A 23,608-nucleotide genomic window follows, 5' to 3' on the forward strand; every position below is an offset into this window, starting at 1 on the left:
TCTTTTATTTATGAAACACATGTACAATAAACTTATTGCCCGAATAAGTAGGAGGCTATTAGCCTTCTTAATGCTATCCCCTTTGGGGGTAGCTGGTGCTTACGCTACAGAAATTTCACTAGAGGGCAAGGTGGAAGTTGAATCTGAGTGGCATGCTACCGGTGAGGGCACCTTAGATCCTGTCAAAGTAACAGGACAGGTCACTGATGAAAAAGGGGCACCTATGCCAGGTGTTACGGTGCTGATAAAGGGCACTACTAATGCAACTGCTACAGATGTAGACGGTAGCTTTACTCTTTCAGTAGAAGATAAGGATGCAGTTTTAGTCGTTTCTATGATAGGATATGAGGCGCAAGAGGTTCGCATAGGTGCAAACGCTGTGAGAAACCAAGCAGTTATGAACATAAGCCTGCGCCCAGATCAGAAAGCCTTGGAAGAAGTAGTGGTAGTGGGGTTTGGAACACAGAAAAAAGTCTCAGTAACCGGATCAATTTCAACCGTTTCTACCAAGGAATTATTAATGACGGCAAACCCTTCTTTGTCTAATGCAATAGGCGGCCGTTTGCCGGGTATTGTAACAAGGCAAACATCTGGAGAGCCGGGTTTTGATGCTGCTCAGGTATTTATTCGGGGTCTTGGTACTTGGACTGGTGCCCGCGGGCCATTGGTTCTGGTAGATGGAGTTGAAAGGGACCTAAACAGTATTAACACGCAGGAAATTGAAAGCTTCTCCATGCTAAAAGATGCTTCTGCTACAGCAGTTTATGGCGTAAGGGGTGCCAATGGGGTTATTCTAATTACAACCAAAAGAGGTGTAAAAGGAAAACCAAAGGTAATCTTTAGAACAGAATCTGCCATGCTTACAGCAATGCGTCTGCCAGACTATATAAATGGGCCAGAATACGCTAATTTGATAAATGAGTCACTCATCAATGAAGGGAAAGCACCACGTTTTACCGAGGCTGAGATAGAAAAATTTAGAACGGGATCTGATCCATATTTGTACCCTAATGTAGACTGGGTAGATGAAGTGCTAAAAAAGAACACCTTTCAGACAATTAACAACTTAAGTGTTACCGGCGGAGGTGATATTGCAAGGTATTATGTCAATGTAGGGTATACGGTGCAGAATGGTATTTATAAAGAAGATGAAGACTATTCTTATAGAACAAATGCCCAAAGTAAGCGCTACAACTTCAGATCAAATATAGATCTTACCCTGTCAAAAAGTTTAACAATGGAGCTGGGTGTAGGGGGGATTATCCGCCATAATAATTTCCCGGGTACCTCAGCAGCTGGAATATTCAATGCTTTGAGAATTATTTCCCCCATTCAATACCCTGTCTACAATCCTGATGGTTCACTTGGAGGAGGGGCAGCATGGTTAGGTGAAAATCCCTATGGGCAAGCAACGCAGTCTGGCTATACCTTACATGACCAGAACACCATACAAGGTACTTTCGGCTCAAGATGGGATTTGTCTAAACTTGTTACGCCAGGGCTATCTGTTCAAGGTAGATTTGCATATGATCACTTTTACGCAAACACCACCGAGCGCAGAAAGAACTATGAGTTAAGGCAATACACAGGAAAAGACGCCCAAGGCAATGACTTGTATAATACCATTAGAGAAGAGTCTCCTTTAGGGTACATTAACTCCAGCGGTGCCAACAGAGCAGTATATACTGAAGCTGCCATAAACTATGAGAGAAATTTTGGAAAACATGCCGTCACAGCTTTAGCTTTATTTAACCGTAGAGAAGGAATTGATCTGACTGCCCCTAACTCCACTGCTAATTTGCCTTTTAGACGTGAGGGTTTAGCAGGCCGCTTAACTTACGGTTTTGATGAAAGATATCTGCTAGAATTCAATGCAGGTTATAATGGTTCTGAAAATTTCCCCAAAGGGAAGCGGTATGGTTTCTTCCCATCAATATCAGCAGGCTGGATTGTATCAGGAGAAAAATTCTGGAATGTTGATTTTGTGAACCATTTAAAATTCCGTGCATCGCATGGGCAAGTGGGGAATGATCAAATAGGTCCAAGGTTTATCTTCAACACAACTGTAAACCGCCAGGGGCAAAGCTACTTATTTGGAGAGAACATGGCTTTTTTCCAGGGGTATGATGAGGCTCTGATAGGAAACCCCAATGTTACCTGGGAGGTCTCTACTAAAACAAACGTAGGCATGGACCTGGAGTTTTTCAATGGGAAAATCACATTACAGGTTGATGCCTTCAAAGAAAAGAGGGAGAATATTCTTATTCAAAGAGGTGATGTGCCACGTGTTTCTGGAATATACCCTTGGATAATACCTTTCGCCAATCTTGGCAAAGTAGATAACAAAGGGATAGACGGTCAACTCATTGTTAGAAACTCCACTCAGAGCGGGTTCTACTACTCCTTCAATAGCAACTTTACTTTTGCCCGGAATAAAATCATTAAAAATGATGAGCCTACTCCTTTGTATCCTTATATGGCTAGAGAAGGACAGCGTATTGACCAGCCTTTTGGTTTGATCTCCCTTGGGTTGTTCAGAGATTTAGAAGATATAGCCAATAGCCCAAAGCAAACTTTTATGGAGATTGTAAGGCCCGGTGATATCAAGTATAAAGATGTGAATGGAGATGGTATAATAGATACGTATGATCAAGTTGCCATTGGTGACCCGAGAACTCCTGAAATTATGTATGGATTTGGAGGAACTGTAGGATACAAAGCATTTGAGATAAGTGCATTCTTCACAGGAGTAGCGAACACCAGCCTTTTTATAGATGGCCCATCTATGTATGCTTTTCAATTAGGCATGGGTAGCTATAATGTCTTAAGAGAATACTATGATAACCGCTGGACTCCGGAAAATCCTAATGCAAGGTATCCGGGTGTCATCACTTCAGAAAACAGAAATAACTACCGGACAAGCACCCACTATCTGCAAGATGCCAGCTACTTAAGATTTAAAAATGCTGAGATAGCCTATAACGTGCCTAAGGTGTTATTAGACAGATTCAGGATAGATCAAACCAGAATTTTTGTAAACGGAACCAATCTATACACCTGGGACAAGATCAAGGTGATAGATCCGGAGTCTAACTACGGTACGGGTGGTTATCCTTTACAGCGAGCTCTGAATTTTGGTGTGCAGGTAACATTTTAGTGAGAAAGAAAAACATTTGTGGTTATGAAAAATAAGTTAATATCACTGGCGCTGTCTGCATTGTTGCTTATAAGCATGTCATGCGAGCAAGACTTTTTAGATAAAGGGCCTGAAGAAGATTTAACAATAGATAAGGTGTTTGCTGAAAGGGCTTATGCAGAGAACTTTTTAACATCAGCATATTTTAATCTGCCTGAGATGTTGAACCCAGCAGATGCGCACGCCAGGAACCCATTTACAGGTGCCTCTGATGAAATGGAAATAACATTCCAGGGAGCGATTTCTCATCAATTGAATTCAGGTGCTTGGAACTCTGATTATGGAATGCCTGATTTCTGGGGCTTTAACTATGAAGGCATTAGAAAGCTAAATATCTTCCTAGAAAACGTGCACAAGGTACCTGTAGAAGCAAGAGTTTTTGAAGAAAAAGAAAGGCAAATATGGATTGGGGAAGCTACTTTTTTAAGAGCTTTCTATCATTTTCTAATTATGCGCGTGCATGGTCCTATTCCTATCATGGATCATTCTTTGGAAGTAGATGCAGACTTTGACGCTATTAGACGGCGCCCTCTCTCAGAGGTAGTAGACTTCATAGTGAAGGAATGTGATAAAGCGGCTCAGCTTTTACCAATGAGACCAGTAGGTACTGATGGTAATTACTCTCCGGCAAAGCTTGGAAGAGCCACAAAGGCGGCAGCATTAGCTCTTAAAGCCCGCGTTCTTCTTTATGCAGCAAGCCCTTTGTACAATCAAGAAGTGCCTCAAGAGTTTAAAAGCCTTCAGAACAGTGACGGCACCGCCCTCTTTCCACAATCATACGATCCGCAGAAGTGGACATTAGCAGCACAGGCGGCAAAAGAAGCCATTGATGCAGTAGAAGGAGCAGGCTTTAGACTATATCGCTCTGCAGATAATGATCCAGTAAAAAGTCATACGGAGCTCTTCTTAAGGAACTGGAACGAAGAAGTTCTTTTTGCGCGTAACCTAGGCTTCTATGGCCATTTTGAGAGACAAGGTAATGCACTAAGCCACGGTGGGTTCTCTATTCTAAGCCCTACTCAAGAGCATGTAGATGCTTACCAAATGGCTAATGGAGAATCGCCAATTTTGGGGTATAATTTTAACGGATCCCCTATCATCAATGCTTCATCAGGTTATACTGAACAAGGCTTTACAAGCTCAGCACACCCTAAGGGGTACCATCCATCTGACATTAGCATGATGTATGTAAACAGAGAGCCTAGATTCTATGCTTACATCAGCTACAGCGGCTCTATGTGGAAAGGCAGAAGATTAGAGTTCTGGAACACCGGCATAGACGGTAGATCAAGAGGAGGTTCTGACTATTCTATTTCAGGTTACCTCATGAGAAAGAATATAGATCCGAATTCTATTACGTTTCAAAACAGATTTGCTCTGCGCACCTGGATCTTCTTTAGAGTAGGCGAACTATACCTAAATTATGCAGAGGCGTTGAACGAGGCACAAGGGCCAGTGGCTGATGTGTATGAGTATGTAAACAGAATTAGAGAACGTGCTGGCTTGCCTAACCTTCCTGCAGGATTATCCAAAGATCAAATGCGCGAAAAAATACGATTAGAAAGAAGGATAGAGCTTTCTTTTGAGACGCACAGGTATTTTGATACCCGCAGATGGAAAATTGCTGAAAACATAGATAATGAGCCTATTCACGGCATGAACATTCTAGCAGGCACTAGTTTGAAAGACCCTGCATTCTATAACAGAGTAGTTATTGAAAACAGAGTATTCCAGGCTCCTAAACACTATCTGTGGCCGTTGCAAATTTCAGAGATCAACAAAAATTTTGAACTCGTGCAAAACCCTGGTTGGTAGTCCAATTCTGTAACAACTTTTTTGTGAGGAGGTGCGTTTTGAGCCTCGTTTTCAAAAAATAAGCCTAAAATGGCTAAGCATTAAGAAGCACAGCCATTCTAAATTGAAAGTGCATTAAAGCTGATGAAAAAGCTTTAATGCACTTCTTTTACAATTAACTCTTAAAAGATGAAACTGTTTTTGATAGGTGGTTTTTTAGGTAGCGGCAAAACAACTGCTATACAGCAAGCATGTATGCAAATGATACGTAAGGGCCAAAAAGTAGGAGTGATAACCAATGACCAAGGGGAGCAGTTGGTAGACAGTGCGTTCTTAAGAGGTTCAAATGTTCCAACTTTAGAAGTTACCAACGGTTGCTTCTGTTGTAATTATGAGCAGTTTGAAAACCATGTTCAAACCGTTAAAGCCTTGCATCAGGCAGATTATATTTTCGCTGAGTCTGTGGGGTCATGCACAGATTTAATTGCTACCATTGTAAAACCCTTAGCTCACTTTTATCCAGAAATTGAGACCTTAGTTACTGTTTTTGCTGATGCCCGAGTGTTGCCAACGTTAACACAGCTCTCAAGGCTTTTTGCTGATAGCGTTTCATATATCTACAAAAAGCAATTAGAGGAAGCCGATGTGCTGGTGCTGAGCAAAGTTGATCTGATAAGTGAAAAACAGCTGCTGGAGCTAAAGCAATTAGTGGCAAGTCGATATCCTGATAAGATAGTATTGTATCAAAATTCATTAGACAGTGATAGTGTGCAGTCGTGGGTTAATATTCTAATGGATATAGAGCCAGAGAAAAATAGAACTACACTTGAATTAGATTATGACACATATGGGGCAGGTGAAGCTTTATTGGCATGGCTTGACCAAGAGTTGGAGATCATTGATTCTAATAATGATGCTACCAGCGTAGCTTATACTCTGATCAATGGTATCTATAAAGAAATAAAGGAGCAGGCTTTGCCAGTGGGGCACCTTAAGTTTTTGCTGGATGATGGAGTGCAGCCTGAAAAAATTAGTTTTACCGCTGTAACAGAGCCAGATTTTGCACGTGCTGGTCATCATACTAAAACAAAAAAGATTTATGTTTTAATCAATGCACGATTGCAGACAGGGCCTGATCAATTGGAGGCATTGGTAAATGATGCCATAAGAAAGCTTCAAGTTGAAACTGGCATTCAAGTACTAGTTAAAAAGAAATCTTCCTTTCAGCCTGGTTACCCAGTTCCAACCCATCGTTATGAATCTACTATGGTAGGTTAATGCCATTGTAGATCAGGTATTTTTAGTGTTCAGTTCTTTTTCATTTCTTACTATTTTCTAAATGCAGGTGGCTAACGGACTAGTGGTTTCCATCAGGTACAAAATGCAGAACAGCAAAGGCGAGGTACTAGAAGACACCACGGCTGGAGATCCAGTGGAGTACATCCACGGGACCGGCAGCATTTTGCCCGAGTTAGAGGCTAATTTAGTAGGGTTACGAGTTGGTGATAAAAAATCTGTTTCTGTTTCAGAAGAACAGGGATTTGTGGGGGTAGATGATGCATTTGTCTTAGATGTAGATGTAGTAGATATGCGTCTGGCCACAGCAGAGGAGCTGGAAGTAGGGCAACTGATTCAAAAAGTAAAGCAACAAGACTGCGGCCCCGAGGGGTGCTGCTAGTACTTTGGTTTTCTTCAAAAAAGAGACTCTTACAACCATATTTAAATTAAAAAACATTCAGAGTATGTTACAGAAGCTTTTTACAGCCATTCTACTTATAGTGCTTTCTATTTCTCAGTTGCAGGCTCAGGAACTCATGGGCCTTACCCAAATGAGAGATAATGTAAAATCAAAAAGGGTCAGTAGTTATGATAGAAGCGGGGGCAATAACGACCGCTTTGAAAACATTCCTGACGGAGAAAAAAGAACAGTTTTTGACGTGAAGGGAGCTGGAATCATCAACCATATTTGGATCACCATTGCTCCAGGGCCAGATCATCTGAATAGGAATGACATTATCATCAGAATGTATTGGGATGGCAACCAATATCCGTCAGTAGAGTCTCCTATTGGCCCTTTCTTCGGGCAAGGCTGGAATGAATCATATAACTATGCTTCATTGCCTTTAGCCGCAGGACCAGTAGATGGAAGTGGCTTGGTAAGCTATTTTGCTATGCCATTTGCTAAAGGAGCCAGAATAGAAATTGAAAATCAGACTGGTAGAAAAATTGATGCCTTTTATTATTATGTAGACTATGTAGAAATGCCCAGTTTGCCAAAGGGCACCGGTAGGTTCCACGCATGGTACAACAGAGAACTGACAGAGGCACTGCCAAACGGCGAAAATGAATGGGGAACCTTAGGCCCCCAAGGCGAGAACAAATCAGGTAAAAATAACTATCTCATTGCTGATATAAAGGGGAAGGGTCACTTTGTGGGGGTAAACTATTACGTGCACTCACCAACGCCAATGTGGTATGGTGAAGGAGATGACATGATATTTATTGACGGGGCGGCTGAACCTACCTTGAATGGTACGGGTACTGAAGACTACTTTAACACTGCTTGGTGCCCTAAAGATGTTTATGCCCATCCTTATTACGGCTATGCCCGGGTAAATAATGATATTGGCTGGTTAGGGCGTACGCATGTGTATCGGTTTCACATAGCAGATCCTCTGTATTTCAATAAGTCTATGAAGTTTACCATTGAGCATGGTCATGACAACGCCCTTACGCTTGATTTAGCTAGCGTAGCGTACTGGTACCAGAGTGAAGCCGCTAGAATCCCTGCCATTCCAGGCAAAGATGAGCGAAAGTTCATGCCTTTTATTGGACCTGTAGAGATGCACAAATGGCGGCATGAGTGGAGGAAAAACAAAGGTGGAGACAGTAAGCTATGGGGTAATTAGTAGCCGCCTCAATAGCTGAATAATACATAGTTTTAATAGTAAGCCCTATGAGCCAGAAACAGCTCGGGTGCTAAAATGATATGCGCAATAATTAGATGAAGAGTATAGGCTGCCGCAATAGATTCAAACACCTGTTTACTGTAGTAGCCTTAGTAGTTCTGCACTTTTCACCAATTTATTTGTTGGAGGGATTTGCTCAAGTTCAATCTAAGAGTGAGGGAAACAGAATCACATTGGCTGACCCGACTATCTTTTTCCATGAAGGGGTATATTACTTATATGGAACGGTAGAAGGCAACGTGAATGAGGGGTTTGAGGTGTATTCTTCAAAGGACTTAAAAGAATGGGAAGGACCATTAGGAGTAAAAGATGGTTTTGCCTTGGTGAAAGAAGATGTATTTGGCGATAAGGGCTTTTGGGCGCCACAAGTTTTTTTCTACAACAACAGGTTCTACATGTCCTACACGGCAAATGAACAGATTGCTTTAGCAGAGAGTGAAAGCCCATTAGGGCCGTTTGTACAGGGCGTGAAGAAACCTTTGGAGGCACCCGTCAGGCAAATTGATTCTCATGTTTTTATTGATGAAAATGGCAAAAAATACTTGTACCATGTGCGTCTTGACAAAGGGAACAGAATATTTGTGGCAGAGTTAAATGATGATTTTTCTGGCATAAAGGACGAGACCCTGCAGGAGTGTATAGTAGCAAACGAACAATGGGAGAATACAGCCAATGCGAATTGGCCTGTAGCCGAAGGCCCCACAGTTTTAAAGCACAAAAACTTCTACTACTTGACATACTCCGCAAACGATTTCAGAAACCCTGATTATGCAGTAGGCTACGCTGTTAGCAAAAGCCCGTTAGGACCTTGGGTGAAAGTGAAGGAAAATCCAATTCTGAGCAAGAATAATCTTGGCCCGAACGGAACTGGGCATGGAGATCTTTTTAAAGGGAAAAACAGTCAACTCTTCTATGTCTTCCACACCCACCAATCTACTACAGCAGTGGGTCCCAGAATGACAGCTATAGTAAAAGCTAGCTTTGCCAAACCTGAAAGTGAAAAAAAGTCAACTAAGCTGAAATTAGACCTGAAAAGCTTTTATTACCTAAAGAAGAAGTAAAAGCAAACTTGGTTCTTGTTATTCCTTTTAAAATAAAAAAGCCCCTGTCGCTTTTTGGCAACAGGGGGCTTCTGTTTGTGGAGATGCAGGGATTCGAACCCTGGTCCAGACAAGGAAACTCAGGCGCTTTCTACATGTTTAGTTTTGATTAGATTGTTGGGTGGCTTCAGGCCCAAAACTCGCCTAAGAAGACACCTTAGATGCTTTAGTTTCATGCAGGCCCCGCACCTTGGCCTACACTAGAACGGCATTACGATGCCCTGTAACCAGCTCCTACCGTTCCGAGGGGCTGCAGGACAATGGCAATTGCTTAGTACCTAGACTAGGCAGCCATGGCGTAGTTAGACTCGCCAGATAATTGTTCGGTCAGTTCTGATTAACGGGAAATACTGCCAACTCCCGACATGCTTACACCCAGCTTGCACAAGCTGTCAATTCCGGTCATCCCCAATTGTGAAAGAACTCCTGCGGCCTTTTACGGCCGAGGCCTACAAAAGTAACCAAATTATAGACAAAAACCAGTGAAAGAAAGTTTCCTGTTTTAGGGCTGTTTTAGCCAAAACAGCCCTAAAACAGGATTATAGAAATGATTTTAACTCACTTAGGCAGTTAACTACGTAAGTAGGGCGCATACGAGGCTTCTTACGCTCTGGATTGAAAAATACTGCATCAATGCCTGCATTCATGGCTCCTAAAATGTCAGCCTCAAGGCTGTCGCCAATCATGAGGCTCTCTTGGGCAGTAACACCAGCGCGCTCTAAGGCGTGCTGGAAAATACGCTTGTCTGGCTTGGTGCAATTAATACATTCAGAGGTAATGACCTCAGAGAAATACGCGTCAAGGCCTGAAGACTTCATTTTAATGTACTGCACGTCTTTGAACCCATTGGTGATAATGTGCAGCACGTACTTTTCTTTCAGGTAATCCAGCACCTCATAGGTAAAGGGGAATACTGCCGATTTAGTGGGGCAAATATCTGTAAAGGCCTTTCCTAAACCCTCTGGTACATCAGCCTCGGCTACACCTAACCCGGTAAGGCACTTGACAAAGCGGTTTTCACGGAGTTCGTGTTGAGTGATTTTGCCTTGGTGGTAAAGATCCCATAGGCGTTGGTTCACGAAGCTATATTTTTTGTAGAAAGACTCACGGGTAAAGCCGCCTAATTCCTGCAACTTGAAATGGTCATACAAGTGATAGAGAGTTTCCTCTGAATTCTTCTCAAAGTCCCACAAGGTATGATCCAAGTCGAAAAAGAGGTGGCGGTAAGTTTTAGTTTTATTCATAAAGTACGCGTACTGCAACAGTAGAACGGCAATTAGCACAGGCGAGTTCTTGTGTCTATACTACAACTGTGGGTTTGGCGATTGTTTGACGACTCTGGCGGTAAGTCTTATCACCCATTTATGCAAAGGTAATTCCAGAAAGCGATAACCTGCTACTGAAAAAAGAGCCAAAAGTAGCAGCACTCCAAGCTTGTTTTGCCAAACATGGAAATACAGAAGATCAAAACCAAATGTATAATGAACAAGGTAAAAGAAGTATGAACTCTTCCCTAGCTCTTGGCTTATTTTAGTGCTTAATATTTTAGAGAGCAGAGTCTTTTCTTTAGCTAGCCCCAAAATTAATCCACCTATAAAAATCGGGATTAAGAAATGGTTTACTCCATAGGCAAAGAAAAATATCCAAGAGAACCTCTCCTCCAAAGCCCATAGAAACGGTAGCAGAAACATACAAGCCAAAAAGCCAGCGATACCTATATAAGTGCAAAAAATAATTCTTTTAGTAAGTAGGTGCGGAGATGCTCTATGCCATGGCTGCAGTTGCTGGGCAATCCAGATGCCTACATAAAACTCAAAGCATCTGCCAAAGAAAGTTATGTATAAAAGAAAGTCGAGGGTAGGAACCAGCTGGATAGGCCAAGGGAGTTGTCCTACGGCTAGAATGGCAAAGCCAAATAAAAAGGTAATTGCCCATATCCTAAGGAGTCCTAGCCTTGTCCAATTAGCTAGAGCAAAAGGGGCTACAGCATAGAATACTACAATAGAAGTCAAAGACCAACCTACGCCAATGCCGCTAAACGTATATTGAGGAAACAGACCCTGCGCAATTAAAAAGTTAATACCCCAAGACTCTAATCTAAAGTCTTGCCTGAAAACAAGGGCTACTATTGTGCACAGCAAGTACAAGGGGTATAGTCTAAATAGACGCTGCAGAAAGAAAGGTAACCAATCTGTCTTACCTTCACCTATATAATTGTTGATGTATTTATGCGCTATCAGAAAGCCACTTAACACAAAAAACAACCTGAAAAAACCTCCGATATATGGTGTTTCTGGCATGGCATGGTGCAGAAATACCATATAAGCTGCCAAGGCTCTAAACCCTGTCAGAGCCGGGAAATACTGTATTCTATTAGTTGTCGATAAACCAATCATGTATACCTTGTTTTCAGGCAGCTATTTTATGTCTTTGTGCTGTGCAGTTTCTGCCGAGAGCTCAACAATTTCGGTTTTGTGCTTATTGGTTGGCTTACTCGATGCAATTTGCTCTTTTAGGTTAGCATTGTCACCAAAATAGAGAGCACTGCTGCTTTAAAGTTATTATAGGTGTTTTCAGGTACTAAAATTAGTTTAAAAGTTTTCTTAAAGCGCAGATACAAGTGGTAATAACGCCCTTGCTGTAGCCATACGTATTTGTTAGAGTTATACAGGTGTCATCAAAGGTGGTGAAATGTTAGTAGAGATGTAAATTCCCTTAGGCAAAAATCTGGACAATATTGGAAATTTAATCTTCTCTTTCCGCTGATCAACTGCCGGCATGTTCTGGAGCACAGTAAAGGTTTCAATTGCTACTCTAAAACCAAACAGCTTGGCAAGTATTGTAAATTTAGGTTTACGCTCTGCTCTTTTATGTGCAGTTCAAGACTCTTTCTTCTGTTGTATCTTATCTCCGTCTGGTGCACAGAGCCATCTGCTCACTGGAAATAACCTTGCTCAAAACCTTTTACTTAGGCGGTAGATATTTGAGTATAAGTTGATAATAGACAGGTAATTAATCTAATAAGTTTGATAATGGAGTAAATAGAACCTAATTAAAAGTATATTGAAAAGTGCAGATTTAAACTTGTAATGAAACAAAGCAATATGTTTTTTAAGATGTTTTCTACTTGAAATTATTTAACATTTATGAAGAGTGGAAAACGCTGATAATAAAGCCTGTTTTTCCTTGAGTTTGGAAAAAAAAGAGAAGCGACTTTATTGATTTATTCCGGTAAAATGGCGGTGTTGCAGGCGGTTAATGGCGAGCTCACGGTTAGAATAAAGAGTTTGGTACACTTCTTGGTCACGGTAGAGCTGGGGGTCTTTTTCCAAGTAGCCTATCATTTGCTGTAAGAAGTCCATCATTTCATCTTTGATATAATAAAATGCCCACTGATCGTGTTTACGAAATGAGACAAGTCCGGCGTTTTTCAAATAGATGAGGTGGCGGGAGGTTTTGGTTTGGGTAAAGTCAAGCACCAGCTCCAGGTCTGCAATGCAAAGCTCCTTGTTGCGCAGCAGTAAATGCAGTATTCTGATTCTGGAGCCGTCGCCCAGGGCTTTGAATACTTGCTCCCCAAAACTGACGTTGAAATTTTTAAGCCTCATGCGGTATACCTTCGTAATTAATTTATGGCTTACTGCGGCACAAAGTACCATAAAAAGCCTATACTTGTAAACGAACTTACTTATGAGAACGCTATATTTTAATTCTTCGCATTTGGCAGATGGTTTCAAGAATGCTTTTCTGCGGCTGAGCTTAGTTGTTGTCCTGTTGATAGGGCTTGGCTTTTCCACGGCTTACGGGCAGGGGGGGCGTAAGGTGATACAATTAACGGGGGTGGTGACGGCCGGTGATAGCTTGCTAGGCTTGGCGGGAGCCAGTGTGTATATTCCCAAAGCTGGACGAGGCACCAGTACTAATGAATACGGATTTTTCTCTTTGCCTGTGTTGGCCGGTGACAGCGTGGTATTCAGCTCCATTGGTTTCGCCAAGCAGTCGCTGGTTATTCCGCAGAACTTTGAGCGGGACAGTTACTCTGTAATCATAGAAATGTTAGAAGACCCAACCATGCTGCCCGAGATAAGAGTATTCCCATACGCTACGTTCCGTGATTTTACCCAAGCCGTGCTGGCCATGAAAATGCCAGATGATGGCATAGACCGACAAAGGGCTATGAGCGAGCAGATTATAAAGCAGATGTTTGAAAATACGCCTATGGATGCCAATGCAAACCACAGGCAGTACATGAACCTGCAGAATAACCAAATGATGCGCCGGGGTGGGTATAACCCGCAGGCTAATAACCCACTGCTCAATCCATTTGCCTGGTATCAGGTAATTCAGTCAATCAAGCGTGGAGATTTAAAGAAGAAAGAGTGATGCTACTGTATAGCCGCTGCAACAAGAGAAAGGCCGGTCTGTTTATAGACCGGCCTTTCTCTTGTTGCAGCGTTTTAAGGGTGTTTTTCAGAAAACGGAGTAAAATTGAATCCGCTCTGAATAGCCTTGGCGCTAGCTCAAAAGACCTAGCAGCGTCTCCAAGACCTGCTAGTGTCTGTGGCAGTAGCTCTTGCTTTGGTTGTGGTTGATAATCTACAACTAGAGGCTTTGCCTGTGTTCATAAAGCGCTGTAGCAAAACCATGCATGAAAAGAAAACACTGTTAGCTTTTATTCCTTTAGGTAAGTTGCATTCATCAACTGCCGCTGGCGCAGACACTAGCAGGTCTGGAGACGCTGCTAGGTCTTTTGCGCAGACGCTTCAGCCAAGTCATGCATAATAAAGCCCTCAAGGTTGCCAAACCTTGAGGGCTTTATCTTTAGATTCTGTTTTCGGCTTGTTTTCCTAAAAGCAGACCTAAAACATTATGGGAGTTTTATTGACGTTGCGGCTGCATTGGGTTAGGAGTTATTCCCCTTTGCCGCTGTTTGAACAGCTCAAAACGGCTGGGCTGCGCGCGTTGCGGGTAGGCATTATTATCCATTTGGATGTCGGCAGTTTCCTGGAAAGGGTCAAGCATAAAACTCACCACTGGCTTCTCTGTCACAAACACCTTGGTAACTTCCTGCTCATTGTAACGCCAGATCTCGGCCGGAATGCGAACAATCTCAGTGCTGCCGTCTTCAAAAGTCATTTGCATGACTACCGGCATGACTAATCCACCATGGTTCCGGATGCCTACCTCATAAAAGTTCAGTCCTTTTTCCAGAAAAGCGCGCTCTTCAGGGGTTAAACTTTGCAGGTACTTCTGATACTTAGCACGGCTCTGTTCTGTCACCGCCAACGGATCATAGGTGTTGTAGAAGTCATTGAGCTCCGGCTTTACGTCTACCAGCGTTTTCTCAATACTCTGCAGGTTGCGCTGCTGAGACAAGCTCTTAGGCTCGGCATTGATTTCAGAACGGCGGCGGGCGTTTTCTACGTCAGGGTTTTGGCTGTCAATGGAGTACCAGCGTACGCTGCTAATGGCTTGGTCTACGTGATCGGTGGTGTAGAACCAGCCGCGCCAGAACCAATCTAAATCAGTGCCTGAGGCATCTTCCATAGTGCGGAAGAAATCTGCGGGCATAGGGTGTTTAAACGCCCAGCGGCGGGCATATTCTTTAAAAGCATAGTCAAACAACTCACGACCCAGCACCGTCTCGCGAAGGATGTTCAAGGCAGTAGCAGGCTTTCCGTAGGCATTGTTACCAAGTTGCGTGATAGACTCTGAATTGGTCATGATAGGCTGCTGCATGCTTTTGTCCATTTTCATGTACTCTACCATGTTGCGGGGCTCACCACGGCGCGACGGATAATCACGCTGCCATTCCTGCTCAGCCAGGTACTGCACAAAGGTATTCAAGCCTTCATCCATCCAGGTCCACTGGCGCTCATCTGAGTTAATGATCATCGGGAAGAAGTTGTGCCCCACTTCGTGGATGATAACCGAGATCATGCCGTATTTGGTGCGCTCGGTGTAAGTGCCATCAGCCTCAGGGCGGCCACCGTTGAACGAGATCATAGGGTATTCCATGCCACCTACTGCACCGTGTACGGAAATGGCTACTGGGTATGGGTAGTCAATGGTGAACCTTGAGTACACTTTTAGAGTGTGTGCCACTACTTCAGTAGAATACTGTCCCCAAAGCGGGTTTCCTTCTTTAGGGTAGTAGCTCATAGCCAACGTGTTTTTGCCAGCCACATTCACGTTCATGGCATCCCAGATAAATTTACGGGAGCTGGCCCAAGCGAAGTCACGCACATTTTTAGCGGAATATACCCAGGTTTTCTTGCCTTTTGCTTTGTTTTTCTCGGCTTGCTCAGCCTCGGCTTGGGTTACAATTAGCACCGGTTTGTTTGACTTCATGGCTTGGGCCATGCGGTTGCGCTGGGTGCTGGTCATGACCTGATTTGCGTTCTGAAGTTCACCAGTTGAAGCCACTATATGGTCAGACGGAACGGTAATGCTCACGTTGTAATCCCCGAAAGGAAGTGCGAACTCGCCGGTGCCTAAGAACTGCTTGTGTTGCCAGCCGTTTACATCATCATACACCGCCATGCGAGGGAACCACTGCGCCATCTGGTATTCATAGTTACCGTCTTCAGGGAAGTACTCATAACCGCCGCGGCCGCCGGTTTTGCGTTGGTCGTTGATGTTGTTGAACCAGTCAATGCTGAACTTCACGCTCTGCTTTGGCTTTAGAGGCTGGGGCAGGTCAATGCGCATCATAGTGTAGTTGATCACGTGATGGAGTGGTTTACCATTGGCGTCTTTCACGGCTTTAATCTTGTAGCCACCGTCAAAGGTTTGCTCAGCCAACGCCTCGGCAGCCTCAAAGGTAGGGTTCTGCGGAATGCGGTTGGTCTGAGTCAGATTCGTCATCGACTTTTTGTCGTAGATGTTCTGGTCAAGCTGCACCCAAAGGTAGGTAAGTACGTCTGGCGAGAGGTTGGTGTAAGTAATTGTTTCTGAACCAGTAACAGACTGATTATTATCATTCAGCTCCACTTTGATGTTGTAATCGGCGCGTTGTTGCCAGTACTCATGACCAGGGGCTCCCGAGGCTGTGCGGTACACATTGGGTGTAGGAAGTTCCTGCCCCAATTGCCGGAATTTAGATTTATCGGTGTTTTCCTGCGCCATAGATGACCCTGCCAATGATAGCAGCAGCCCCAGGGCAAAAAAGGATTTCTTCATTATAGAAAGGTAAAAGTTGTAGTTTGGGTGAAAATGCAATTTCGCTAATAATGCCGAAAGTACAAAGCAAGCAGTAAGGCTGCTTTACTTTTGTACTCTTTCAAGGTCTTCGCCGAACGTTTCTCTAATGTCTTTGCGCATGTCGCGCATCATACTCAAAATGCGTAGGCCAATAGGGGAAAGAACGAGCCCAAGTAGAATTAGCCGATAATATCCGGCCCACCAGAAATAGATTGGAAGAAGCAGAAACCCGATGCCTACACTTACCCCGAAAAGGAGTGTCAGGTAACTGGCAGCACGGGCAAGGTTGTACCACCACTTCTGTTGAAAAGCCAGCGTACGCTTGATATAGGCAGCATGGTCTTTCTCTGCTTGCAACCGGGCGCGTTTGATGGCCACCCTTGCCCAAGCTTCATAATCTTTTGGGTTAGTAGGAGGGTGATACACATATTGATATTTCTCCCAGTCCAGCTCTTCCTGTGTTTTAGTGGGGGTGGCGGCGGTGTATGCAACCGGAGGAGCGGTGCCTAGGGTCTGGTATTTCTGCAGGTATTCATAGGCCGCCTGAACACGAAGGAACATGTCATGAGCGCCAGGCTGCTGGTTCCGGTCTGGGTGATACTGGAGAACCAGTTTACGGTACGCCTGCCGTATCTGAGCCATGTCGGCACCAAAAGGCACTTGGAGTACTTGGTAAGATTCTGCCAACATGGGAGTAAGGTAAAAGAAACGTAACAGTTGATGTACGTTCTTGTTTTAGGCACGTTTTCTAAAAAACAGCCGAAAAACCCTGCTCAAAAATCATCAGCAGGGCAATGGCACCGGCCGCACTGCTCACGCTTATAACCCAGTCACGTTTTTTGATAGGGAGAATGCCAGTGAATAGCAGGTTCACTAATAGTACAATCAACACAATAAGGAGTTGCCCTAGCTCAATACCCACGTTGAAAGCAAAAAGCTCTAGCACAATGTTTTTTCCTGGGCCCAGCAAAGACTTTAAATAGTTAGAGAAGCCCATGCCATGGATCAAACCAAAGGCCAGGGCAAAAAAGTTATTCATAGACCAGAAGCCCATGCCCTTTTGCTTTCCTTTATTAGCCTGGGTGAAGTTAAACAAGCAGGTAAGTAAGATAGTGACCGGAATAAGAAATTCAATCAGCGATGTCTTAAACTTTACCACCTCAAACACAGCTAATGCCAGCGTGATAGAGTGCCCAATGGTGAAGCTGGTGACCAGGGCAATGACACGGCGCCACTCACTGGCTGAGTAAACGGCGCACATAGCCAAGACAAACAGCATGTGATCGTAGGCTTCCAGATTGAAAATGTGGTGAAAGCCTATCTGCAGGTAATTAAAGAAAACAGAGGACACAGGGTTGTAGTTGTATAGATGGAATAGTTGACAAATTTAGGAAATGCTGTTGCTCCTGCAAGTAAAGGAAGACAGGTTTCTGTTTTCATCCTGTTTTCAGAAAAGCAGGCTCAAAACGCCTTGACTTCATTTCCTCTCCTTGGGGAGAGGGCTAGGGTGAGGGGCAAACGGCGGCTACAGAGCAAAAGCCTTTGAATATCATAGACACCAGCCTCAACTCCCAGAATAGCCGCTTTTATTGCTTGAACCGTATTCCCCCCTCATCCTAACCTTCTCCTTAGGGGAGAAGGGACTCCGCTGATGCATTTTGGAGCTGTTTTCAGAAAATGAGGCCGAAAACAGGAATGGTAGGATACGCATTTCTATAGGTAAGCCCACAAAAAAAACCGCCGAAGAATTCTCCGGCGGCTTCACAACTTTTAATCACTCAAAAACTTATCTGTCAATAGGCAGATCAATGTCCACGTTGATAAACTTGATGTTGCCGTCCTCCAGTACTGCTTCCACTACCGCGTCTTTGCGGATGTCACCAGACAAGATAGCCTTGGACAGTTCGTTCAGGACGCGGCGTTGCAGCACACGCTTCAACGGACGGGCACCGAACTGTGGATCGTAGCCTTCGTTGCCCAGGAAGTCCAGTACTTCGTCGGTGGCTTCCAGACGGATGCCGGTGTCTTCCAGACGCTCCTGGATGTGACGGAACTGAATATCCACAATCTTCCGGATCTCTCTGGAACTCAACGGACGGAACATAATCAGCTCATCAATCCGGTTCAGGAACTCAGGCCGCAGGGTTTTCTTCAGCACCTCAAATACCTCGTCACGGGTCCGGTCAATGGTTGGCTCCGGGTTCAGCTCATCTAGGTGCTGGAAGTTTTCCTGAATGATATGCGCCCCAATGTTAGACGTCATGATGATGATGGTGTTCTTGAAGTTTGCTACCCGACCTTTGTTATCGGTCAAACGGCCATCATCCAGCACTTGCAGCAAGATGTTGAATACATCTGGGTGTGCTTTCTCAATCTCGTCCAGCAGTACCACAGAGTACGGCTTCCTTCGGACGGCTTCGGTCAGCTGACCACCTTCGTCGTAGCCCACGTATCCTGGAGGAGCTCCCACCAGACGGCTCACGGCATGGCGTTCTTGGTACTCACTCATATCAATCCGTACCATGGCGTTCTCGTCGTTGAACAGGAAGTCGGCCAGGGCCTTGGCAAGCTCGGTTTTACCCACCCCAGTAGTACCCAGGAAGATAAACGAACCGATTGGGCGTTTAGGGTCTTGCAACCCGGCCCGGCTGCGGCGCACGGCATCAGAAATAGCGGCAATGGCTTCCTCCTGACCGGCTACGCGGCGGCCTAGCTCGGCTTCCAGATGCAACAGCTTTTCGCGGTCGCTTTGCAGCATTTTGTTTACAGGTACCCCAGTCCATTTAGCTACTACTTCGGCAATGTCCTCAGAGGTAACTTCCTCCTGCAACATGTGGTCGCCGTCTTGCTGCTCCTGCACTTGCTGCTGTAATTCTTTCAGCTTGGCTTCGGCTTCCTGGATTTTACCGTAGCGCAGCTCAGCTACTCTACCGTAATCACCAGCCCGCTCAGCTTGCTCGGCTTCCAAACGATATTGCTCAATGGCTTCTTTCTGCTTCTGGATGCCTTCAATGACCAGTTTCTCGCTCTGCCACTTAGCACGCAAGGCGTCACGGATTTCGCTCAAATCAGCGATCTCTTTGGAAAGCAGGTTCTCTTTCTCTTTGTCATTCTCCCGGCGGATGGCTTCGCGCTCAATCTCCAGCTGCATGATTTTGCGCTGTACCTCGTCCAACTCAACCGGCAGAGAATCAATCTCAATGCGCAGTTTGGAAGCTGCCTCGTCAATTAAGTCGATGGCTTTGTCGGGCAAGAAACGGTCAGAGATGTAGCGGCTGGACAGTTCCACAGAAGCAATGATCGCATCATCTTTAATGCGTACCCCGTGGTGCAACTCGTACTTCTCTTTGATACCGCGCAAGATGGAAATAGCATCCGGAATGCTCGGTTCGTCAACCGTTACCGCCTGGAACCGGCGCTCCATGGCCTTGTCTTTCTCAAAGTACTTCTGATATTCTTTGAGCGTAGTAGCACCAATGGCATGCAACTCACCACGGGCTAAGGCTGGTTTGAGCAAGTTCGCAGCGTCCATAGCGCTATCGCCACCGGCACCGGCACCAATCAAGGTGTGGATCTCGTCAATGAAGAGCACAATATCTCCTTCAGAGTCTACCACTTCTTTAATAACCGCTTTCAAGCGTTCCTCAAATTCGCCTTTGTATTTGGCACCTGCTACCAACAGACCCATGTCCAGACTCATGATGGTCTTGGACTTCAGGTTTTCGGGCACGTCACCAGACACAATGCGTTGGGCCAAACCTTCCACAATGGCGGTTTTACCCACACCCGGCTCACCTAACAGAATAGGGTTATTTTTGGTACGCCGGCTCAGAATCTGCAGCACACGGCGGATTTCCTCGTCACGGCCAATCACTGGGTCAATCTTACCTAAGCGAGCCTGCTCGTTTAAGTCAATGGCATAGCGCTTAAGCGAATTGTATTTCGCCTCAGCGTTCTGGTCGGTTACTTTAGAGTCGCCGCGCAATTCTTTAATAGCCGCTTTCAGACCTTTCTCGGTGATACCGGAATCCTTCATGAGCGTCGCCACTTTATCACGGCCTGCCAGTAAGCCCAGAAGCAAATGTTCAATGGCCACGTACTCATCGCCGAACTCTTTCAGGTAAGAGTTGGCTTTTTGTAATGCCGCCGCTGCGTCATTGCCCAAGTAGGGGCTCCCACCCGTTACCACTGGATAAGCTTTCACAATCTCGTCCAAGCGGGTGTTAAATTGATTCACGTTCACCCCCAGTTTCTTCAGGTAGAAACTGGTCACGTTCTCGTCCGTCTGCAGAATTCCCTTCAGCAAGTGCCCCGTCTCGATGGCCTGCTGCTGGTTGCCGCCGGCAATCTCGGTTGCCTTCTGTACGGCTTCCTGCGATTTGATGGTATAATTATTAAAGTTCATGGCTCTATATCGTTCTTTTGAAGTTCCCTATTTTTCTACGGGCATAGAGCAAATGAGGTACCGATGCGTTTTTACCCTATTTTTCGGAAATTATGTCAGAAACAGGATTGATGTTATTTAACATGATGTGACAATGTGGCTGCTATTGCAAGTGTGACGGAGGTAATGTAGGAACCACGCATTTAGTACTAAGTATAGATGGTAAAGTTAAGGGAGGAGTAAAGTGCCTACCTGCGGCCTTCTGGTGTGATTTTGAAGTGACCATCAATCAGTTCATCTCTATGGCGTGGAAGTAATTTCTACGCCATAGTGAATAGTTTTTCTGTTCTTGTTGCTCTTTTATGAAGAATTTATTCCTCGTCCGGCAAGTGTCTCTGCCGCCTATCTCAGCTTCTGCATCAAACTATGTAGCATTGAAAAGATCTCCCGCAGTTCGGCAATATCAAGAATGGCTTCGTCTTTGGAGAAGGTAAGAACGGTTTCTGGGCCTTCTTCGTCGGCGTCTTCGTGTAGTTTCAACTCGCAATTCTTATGCTTGAGCAGGGTAGGGTGAATAGCAGGGTCGGAGAGGAGGCGCTTCATCTCTTCAGGCTGGTTTGTTTTGATGATGAAGGCATCGTCAATGTCTTTAACACCCAGCTCCACGTCTTCCATACCGAAGAACTTGCCGAGTTCATCTATAAACCCTTGCTCATGCAAAGCAAAACGAAGTGTCACGTTCTCAGGAACTGGGGCCATAAAGGTGGTAGTGGAAATGCCTCCTTCAAAGCCGCCGCCTAAATCAAGATCAGTATCGAAGTAAATCTGGGCATCTGGTAGTTTTATTAAGGCCGAATAGCTAAGTAGCTCTTTCTGACTGGCCATGTCAAAGGCAATCTTTTGCCAAACTTCGTCTTCTGTAGCGCCGGTAAAAGTTTTTATAGATTCCATGAGTGAGAATAAAGAATACAATGTGCAAGTAAAAGCAAAGCCCTTAAGGCTGCTTTTACCTGAACGCATGGTGGCGGTGTTAGGTTAAGGCTTGTATAAGCACGATCAAGTAGTATGATGGGAAACTTATTGTGCAACAGAGGCTTATTGAGGAGCTTGCGCCATTATTTCTGAACTTCTGCTTTGTACACTTCGGCGTAGTGGTCGGCTAAGCGGGTAGGCTCAGGGAGCTTGTGTTTGAGAGCAGTTTGCAATGCTATATTAGTGGCTGTCTCTAAATCAATCAGGTGGCCGGGTGACACAAACACTGGTTTTACCTTGTCTTTCGTGCGAACGACGTTGCCAATGAGTTCATTTTTGTGGGTGAGAGGCGTGAGGCTGCCCTTAGTGATTGCTGGTTCTTCAAACTTTCCTGTGAGTACCTTTTTGGCCACGCCCATGGTGGGTTTATTTAGCAACACGCCTAAATGAGAGGCAATGCCCAGGCGGCGCGGGTGCGAAATTCCGTGCCCATCCACCATGATCAGGTCGGGTGTATGTTGTAGCTTTCCGTAGGCCTGTACTAAATTGGGCGCTTCCCGAAACGCCAGAAACCCTGGGATATAAGGAAGTTCCACTGGCCCGTAATGCCACACACTCTCTACTAACTCAAGTTCAGGGTATTTCAGCACCACAAATACAGAAAGAATATTCTCGCCAATAAAGGAAGAATCACAGCCGGCCAATAGCTTTAATTCAAAGTCGGGTTCTTGAATCTTGACCTGTTGGCGCATGCTCTCCTGCTGATGGGTGAGTACCCTCACAATCTGCGGGTCTGGTGGAGGAAGGTGCTGGGGCCAGGCCATTTTTGGAGTCTTGAGTCTTGAGTCGCGAGTTTGGGTGTTTTAAGCCTGTTTTCTTAAAAACAGGCTTAAAACAGTTTGTGTTTGTACGGAGGATGCTTGAGTTGAGATGCTTTACGGCGGTGATCGAATATTATATTCTTTTCCACTATTACTAAAATGGTGGTAGAAGGACTTTGAGAATTCCTTTTTGGGCTAGCGCAGGGGCAGGTCGAGCCTTGTCCGTACAAGGGAAAGTTGCAAACAAAAGCCGCTCCTGTAAAGAAGCGGCTTTTGTTTATAAAGTCCATTCAAATAAAAACCTTTAGGTCTTATATCTTACATCTTATGTCCTGTGTCCTGATCAAGCACTACACGGAGCCATGAGGTTAATGAAAAGTACTTTCCACTGGCCATTTACCTGACCAAAATAGAATTTATAGCCGCTGCCGGTATGCAGTACCGACTTAGAAATTAAAGGTAAGGTTTTGTCTATGCGTTCGTTCTCGGCTTCAGGCAGGCTAGCGAATTGGTGAATACGGGCCTCTTGAAATTCTGAGCCATCTGCCACAAAACAGCCCTTTTGGGTATACATATCACTGTCTCCTTGGCAGTTTACTTTGGGTAATGTTTTAACCTCTTTCAGGTTGCAGCTTTTTATTTCCTCTCTAATGCTGAAAAACGGTTTGTTGAAATTAGAAAGCCTGTGCTTAGAAATGTCTTTGATGTGGTAAAAGTTAGGCATAGTGCCCGTGGTTTCAATGGTGTAGAGCCCGCGCTGGGCGTCTATCAATTGGTTAAAGCCCGCAGCATCCTGGCGCTGAATAATGTTCATGAAATTCTGGAAGAAAGTCTCGAAGCTGGCGTTGCTGGTTTTCTTTACCACTTCCTCCTGCACAGCATTGAGCGTGTCTTTGGCCATTACTTCGGCCTGCCGTTGCTGCTCCTGCCTGGAAGGGGTGGTGCTGGTAGCGGGCTGGCTAACGGTGGAGACGGTATCTGAGGCGGTTGTGTTGCCCTGGGTGTTGGTCTGGGGCTGGCAACCCAACATTAGCAGCATGCTAAGGCTTAAGAGGGAAAGAGATTTCTTCATATTGCTATATTACATCAGCTTTCCGAAAAAGGAAAGTGTCTACAGTTTCTTTACCCCTTCTACACGCACAATGTTTAATAAAGAAATAAGGGTAGAG

Annotated in this window: 17 protein-coding genes and 1 other RNA gene; 7 read left to right on the forward strand and 11 right to left on the reverse strand. The window is 44.8% G+C overall.

The window, feature by feature from the left end; translation table 11 throughout:
• Positions 1–19 precede the first annotated feature (19 nt).
• From A8O23_RS00740 to A8O23_RS00765, 6 genes are all read left to right on the forward strand, one after another.
• A complete protein-coding gene (locus tag A8O23_RS00740; protein WP_204377660.1) occupies positions 20–3,157 on the forward strand; it encodes a SusC/RagA family TonB-linked outer membrane protein in 3,138 nt (1,045 codons plus the stop codon).
• A gap of 24 nt (positions 3,158–3,181) precedes the next feature.
• The gene (locus A8O23_RS00745; protein WP_066615362.1) at positions 3,182–5,011 is read left to right on the forward strand and encodes a RagB/SusD family nutrient uptake outer membrane protein; all 1,830 of its coding nucleotides are present in this window, start codon (positions 3,182–3,184) and stop codon (positions 5,009–5,011) included.
• A 168-nt stretch (positions 5,012–5,179) separates the two neighbouring features.
• Complete coding sequence (locus A8O23_RS00750; RefSeq protein WP_066615364.1) at positions 5,180–6,268, forward strand: GTP-binding protein; 1,089 nt, start codon at positions 5,180–5,182, stop codon at positions 6,266–6,268.
• Between the two features lie 67 nt (positions 6,269–6,335).
• On the forward strand, positions 6,336–6,668 hold the full coding sequence (locus A8O23_RS00755) for an FKBP-type peptidyl-prolyl cis-trans isomerase (RefSeq protein WP_161486671.1): 333 nt from the start codon (positions 6,336–6,338) through the stop codon (positions 6,666–6,668).
• 64 nt (positions 6,669–6,732) lie between these two features.
• Positions 6,733–7,899, forward strand: a complete 1,167-nt coding sequence (locus A8O23_RS00760; protein ID WP_066615841.1) for a glycoside hydrolase family 172 protein — start codon at positions 6,733–6,735, stop codon at positions 7,897–7,899.
• Positions 7,900–7,994: 95 nt separating this feature from the next.
• Positions 7,995–9,020, forward strand: coding sequence for a glycoside hydrolase family 43 protein (locus A8O23_RS00765; RefSeq protein ID WP_082882821.1), 1,026 nt, complete (start codon positions 7,995–7,997; stop codon positions 9,018–9,020).
• A gap of 75 nt (positions 9,021–9,095) precedes the next feature.
• On the opposite strand, the gene ssrA is transcribed toward A8O23_RS00765, so the two are convergent.
• The 4 genes from ssrA to A8O23_RS00785 all read right to left on the reverse strand — a co-directional run bounded on the left by ssrA (position 9,096) and on the right by A8O23_RS00785 (position 12,667).
• Positions 9,096–9,469, reverse strand: a transfer-messenger RNA (tmRNA) gene (gene ssrA, locus A8O23_RS00770).
• A gap of 129 nt (positions 9,470–9,598) precedes the next feature.
• Positions 9,599–10,303: a YjjG family noncanonical pyrimidine nucleotidase gene (locus A8O23_RS00775; protein ID WP_066615369.1), complete on the reverse strand. Its 705-nt coding sequence runs from the start codon at positions 10,301–10,303 to the stop codon at positions 9,599–9,601.
• Between the two features lie 60 nt (positions 10,304–10,363).
• On the reverse strand, positions 10,364–11,455 hold the full coding sequence (locus A8O23_RS00780) for an acyltransferase family protein (protein WP_066615370.1): 1,092 nt from the start codon (positions 11,453–11,455) through the stop codon (positions 10,364–10,366).
• 819 nt (positions 11,456–12,274) lie between these two features.
• A complete protein-coding gene (locus A8O23_RS00785; protein WP_066615845.1) occupies positions 12,275–12,667 on the reverse strand; it encodes an ArsR/SmtB family transcription factor in 393 nt (130 codons plus the stop codon).
• Between the two features lie 82 nt (positions 12,668–12,749).
• Between A8O23_RS00785 and A8O23_RS00790 the strand changes: the two genes are divergently transcribed.
• The gene (locus A8O23_RS00790; protein WP_082882822.1) at positions 12,750–13,442 is read left to right on the forward strand and encodes a carboxypeptidase-like regulatory domain-containing protein; all 693 of its coding nucleotides are present in this window, start codon (positions 12,750–12,752) and stop codon (positions 13,440–13,442) included.
• A gap of 495 nt (positions 13,443–13,937) precedes the next feature.
• Here the strand turns inward: A8O23_RS00790 and A8O23_RS00800 are convergent, their stop codons facing one another.
• The 7 genes from A8O23_RS00800 to A8O23_RS00830 form a co-directional block, all read right to left on the reverse strand.
• A complete protein-coding gene (locus A8O23_RS00800) occupies positions 13,938–16,241 on the reverse strand; it encodes a M1 family metallopeptidase (protein WP_066615373.1) in 2,304 nt (767 codons plus the stop codon).
• Positions 16,242–16,325: 84 nt separating this feature from the next.
• On the reverse strand, positions 16,326–16,952 hold the full coding sequence (locus A8O23_RS00805; protein WP_066615374.1) for a J domain-containing protein: 627 nt from the start codon (positions 16,950–16,952) through the stop codon (positions 16,326–16,328).
• 58 nt (positions 16,953–17,010) lie between these two features.
• Positions 17,011–17,613 (reverse strand): HupE/UreJ family protein, encoded by a 603-nt coding sequence (locus A8O23_RS00810; protein WP_066615376.1) that lies wholly within the window; start codon positions 17,611–17,613, stop codon positions 17,011–17,013.
• Positions 17,614–18,048: 435 nt separating this feature from the next.
• The gene (gene clpB, locus A8O23_RS00815; protein ID WP_066615378.1) at positions 18,049–20,667 is read right to left on the reverse strand and encodes an ATP-dependent chaperone ClpB; all 2,619 of its coding nucleotides are present in this window, start codon (positions 20,665–20,667) and stop codon (positions 18,049–18,051) included.
• A 381-nt stretch (positions 20,668–21,048) separates the two neighbouring features.
• Complete coding sequence (locus A8O23_RS00820) at positions 21,049–21,597, reverse strand: hypothetical protein (protein WP_066615380.1); 549 nt, start codon at positions 21,595–21,597, stop codon at positions 21,049–21,051.
• 164 nt (positions 21,598–21,761) lie between these two features.
• The gene (gene nfi / locus A8O23_RS00825) at positions 21,762–22,442 is read right to left on the reverse strand and encodes a deoxyribonuclease V (protein ID WP_082882823.1); all 681 of its coding nucleotides are present in this window, start codon (positions 22,440–22,442) and stop codon (positions 21,762–21,764) included.
• A gap of 340 nt (positions 22,443–22,782) precedes the next feature.
• The gene (locus tag A8O23_RS00830; RefSeq protein WP_066615382.1) at positions 22,783–23,511 is read right to left on the reverse strand and encodes a hypothetical protein; all 729 of its coding nucleotides are present in this window, start codon (positions 23,509–23,511) and stop codon (positions 22,783–22,785) included.
• Positions 23,512–23,608 lie beyond the last annotated feature (97 nt).

Origin of the sequence: Rufibacter roseus (assembly GCF_001647285.1) — a bacterium.
GTDB lineage: Bacteria > Bacteroidota > Bacteroidia > Cytophagales > Hymenobacteraceae > Nibribacter > Nibribacter roseus.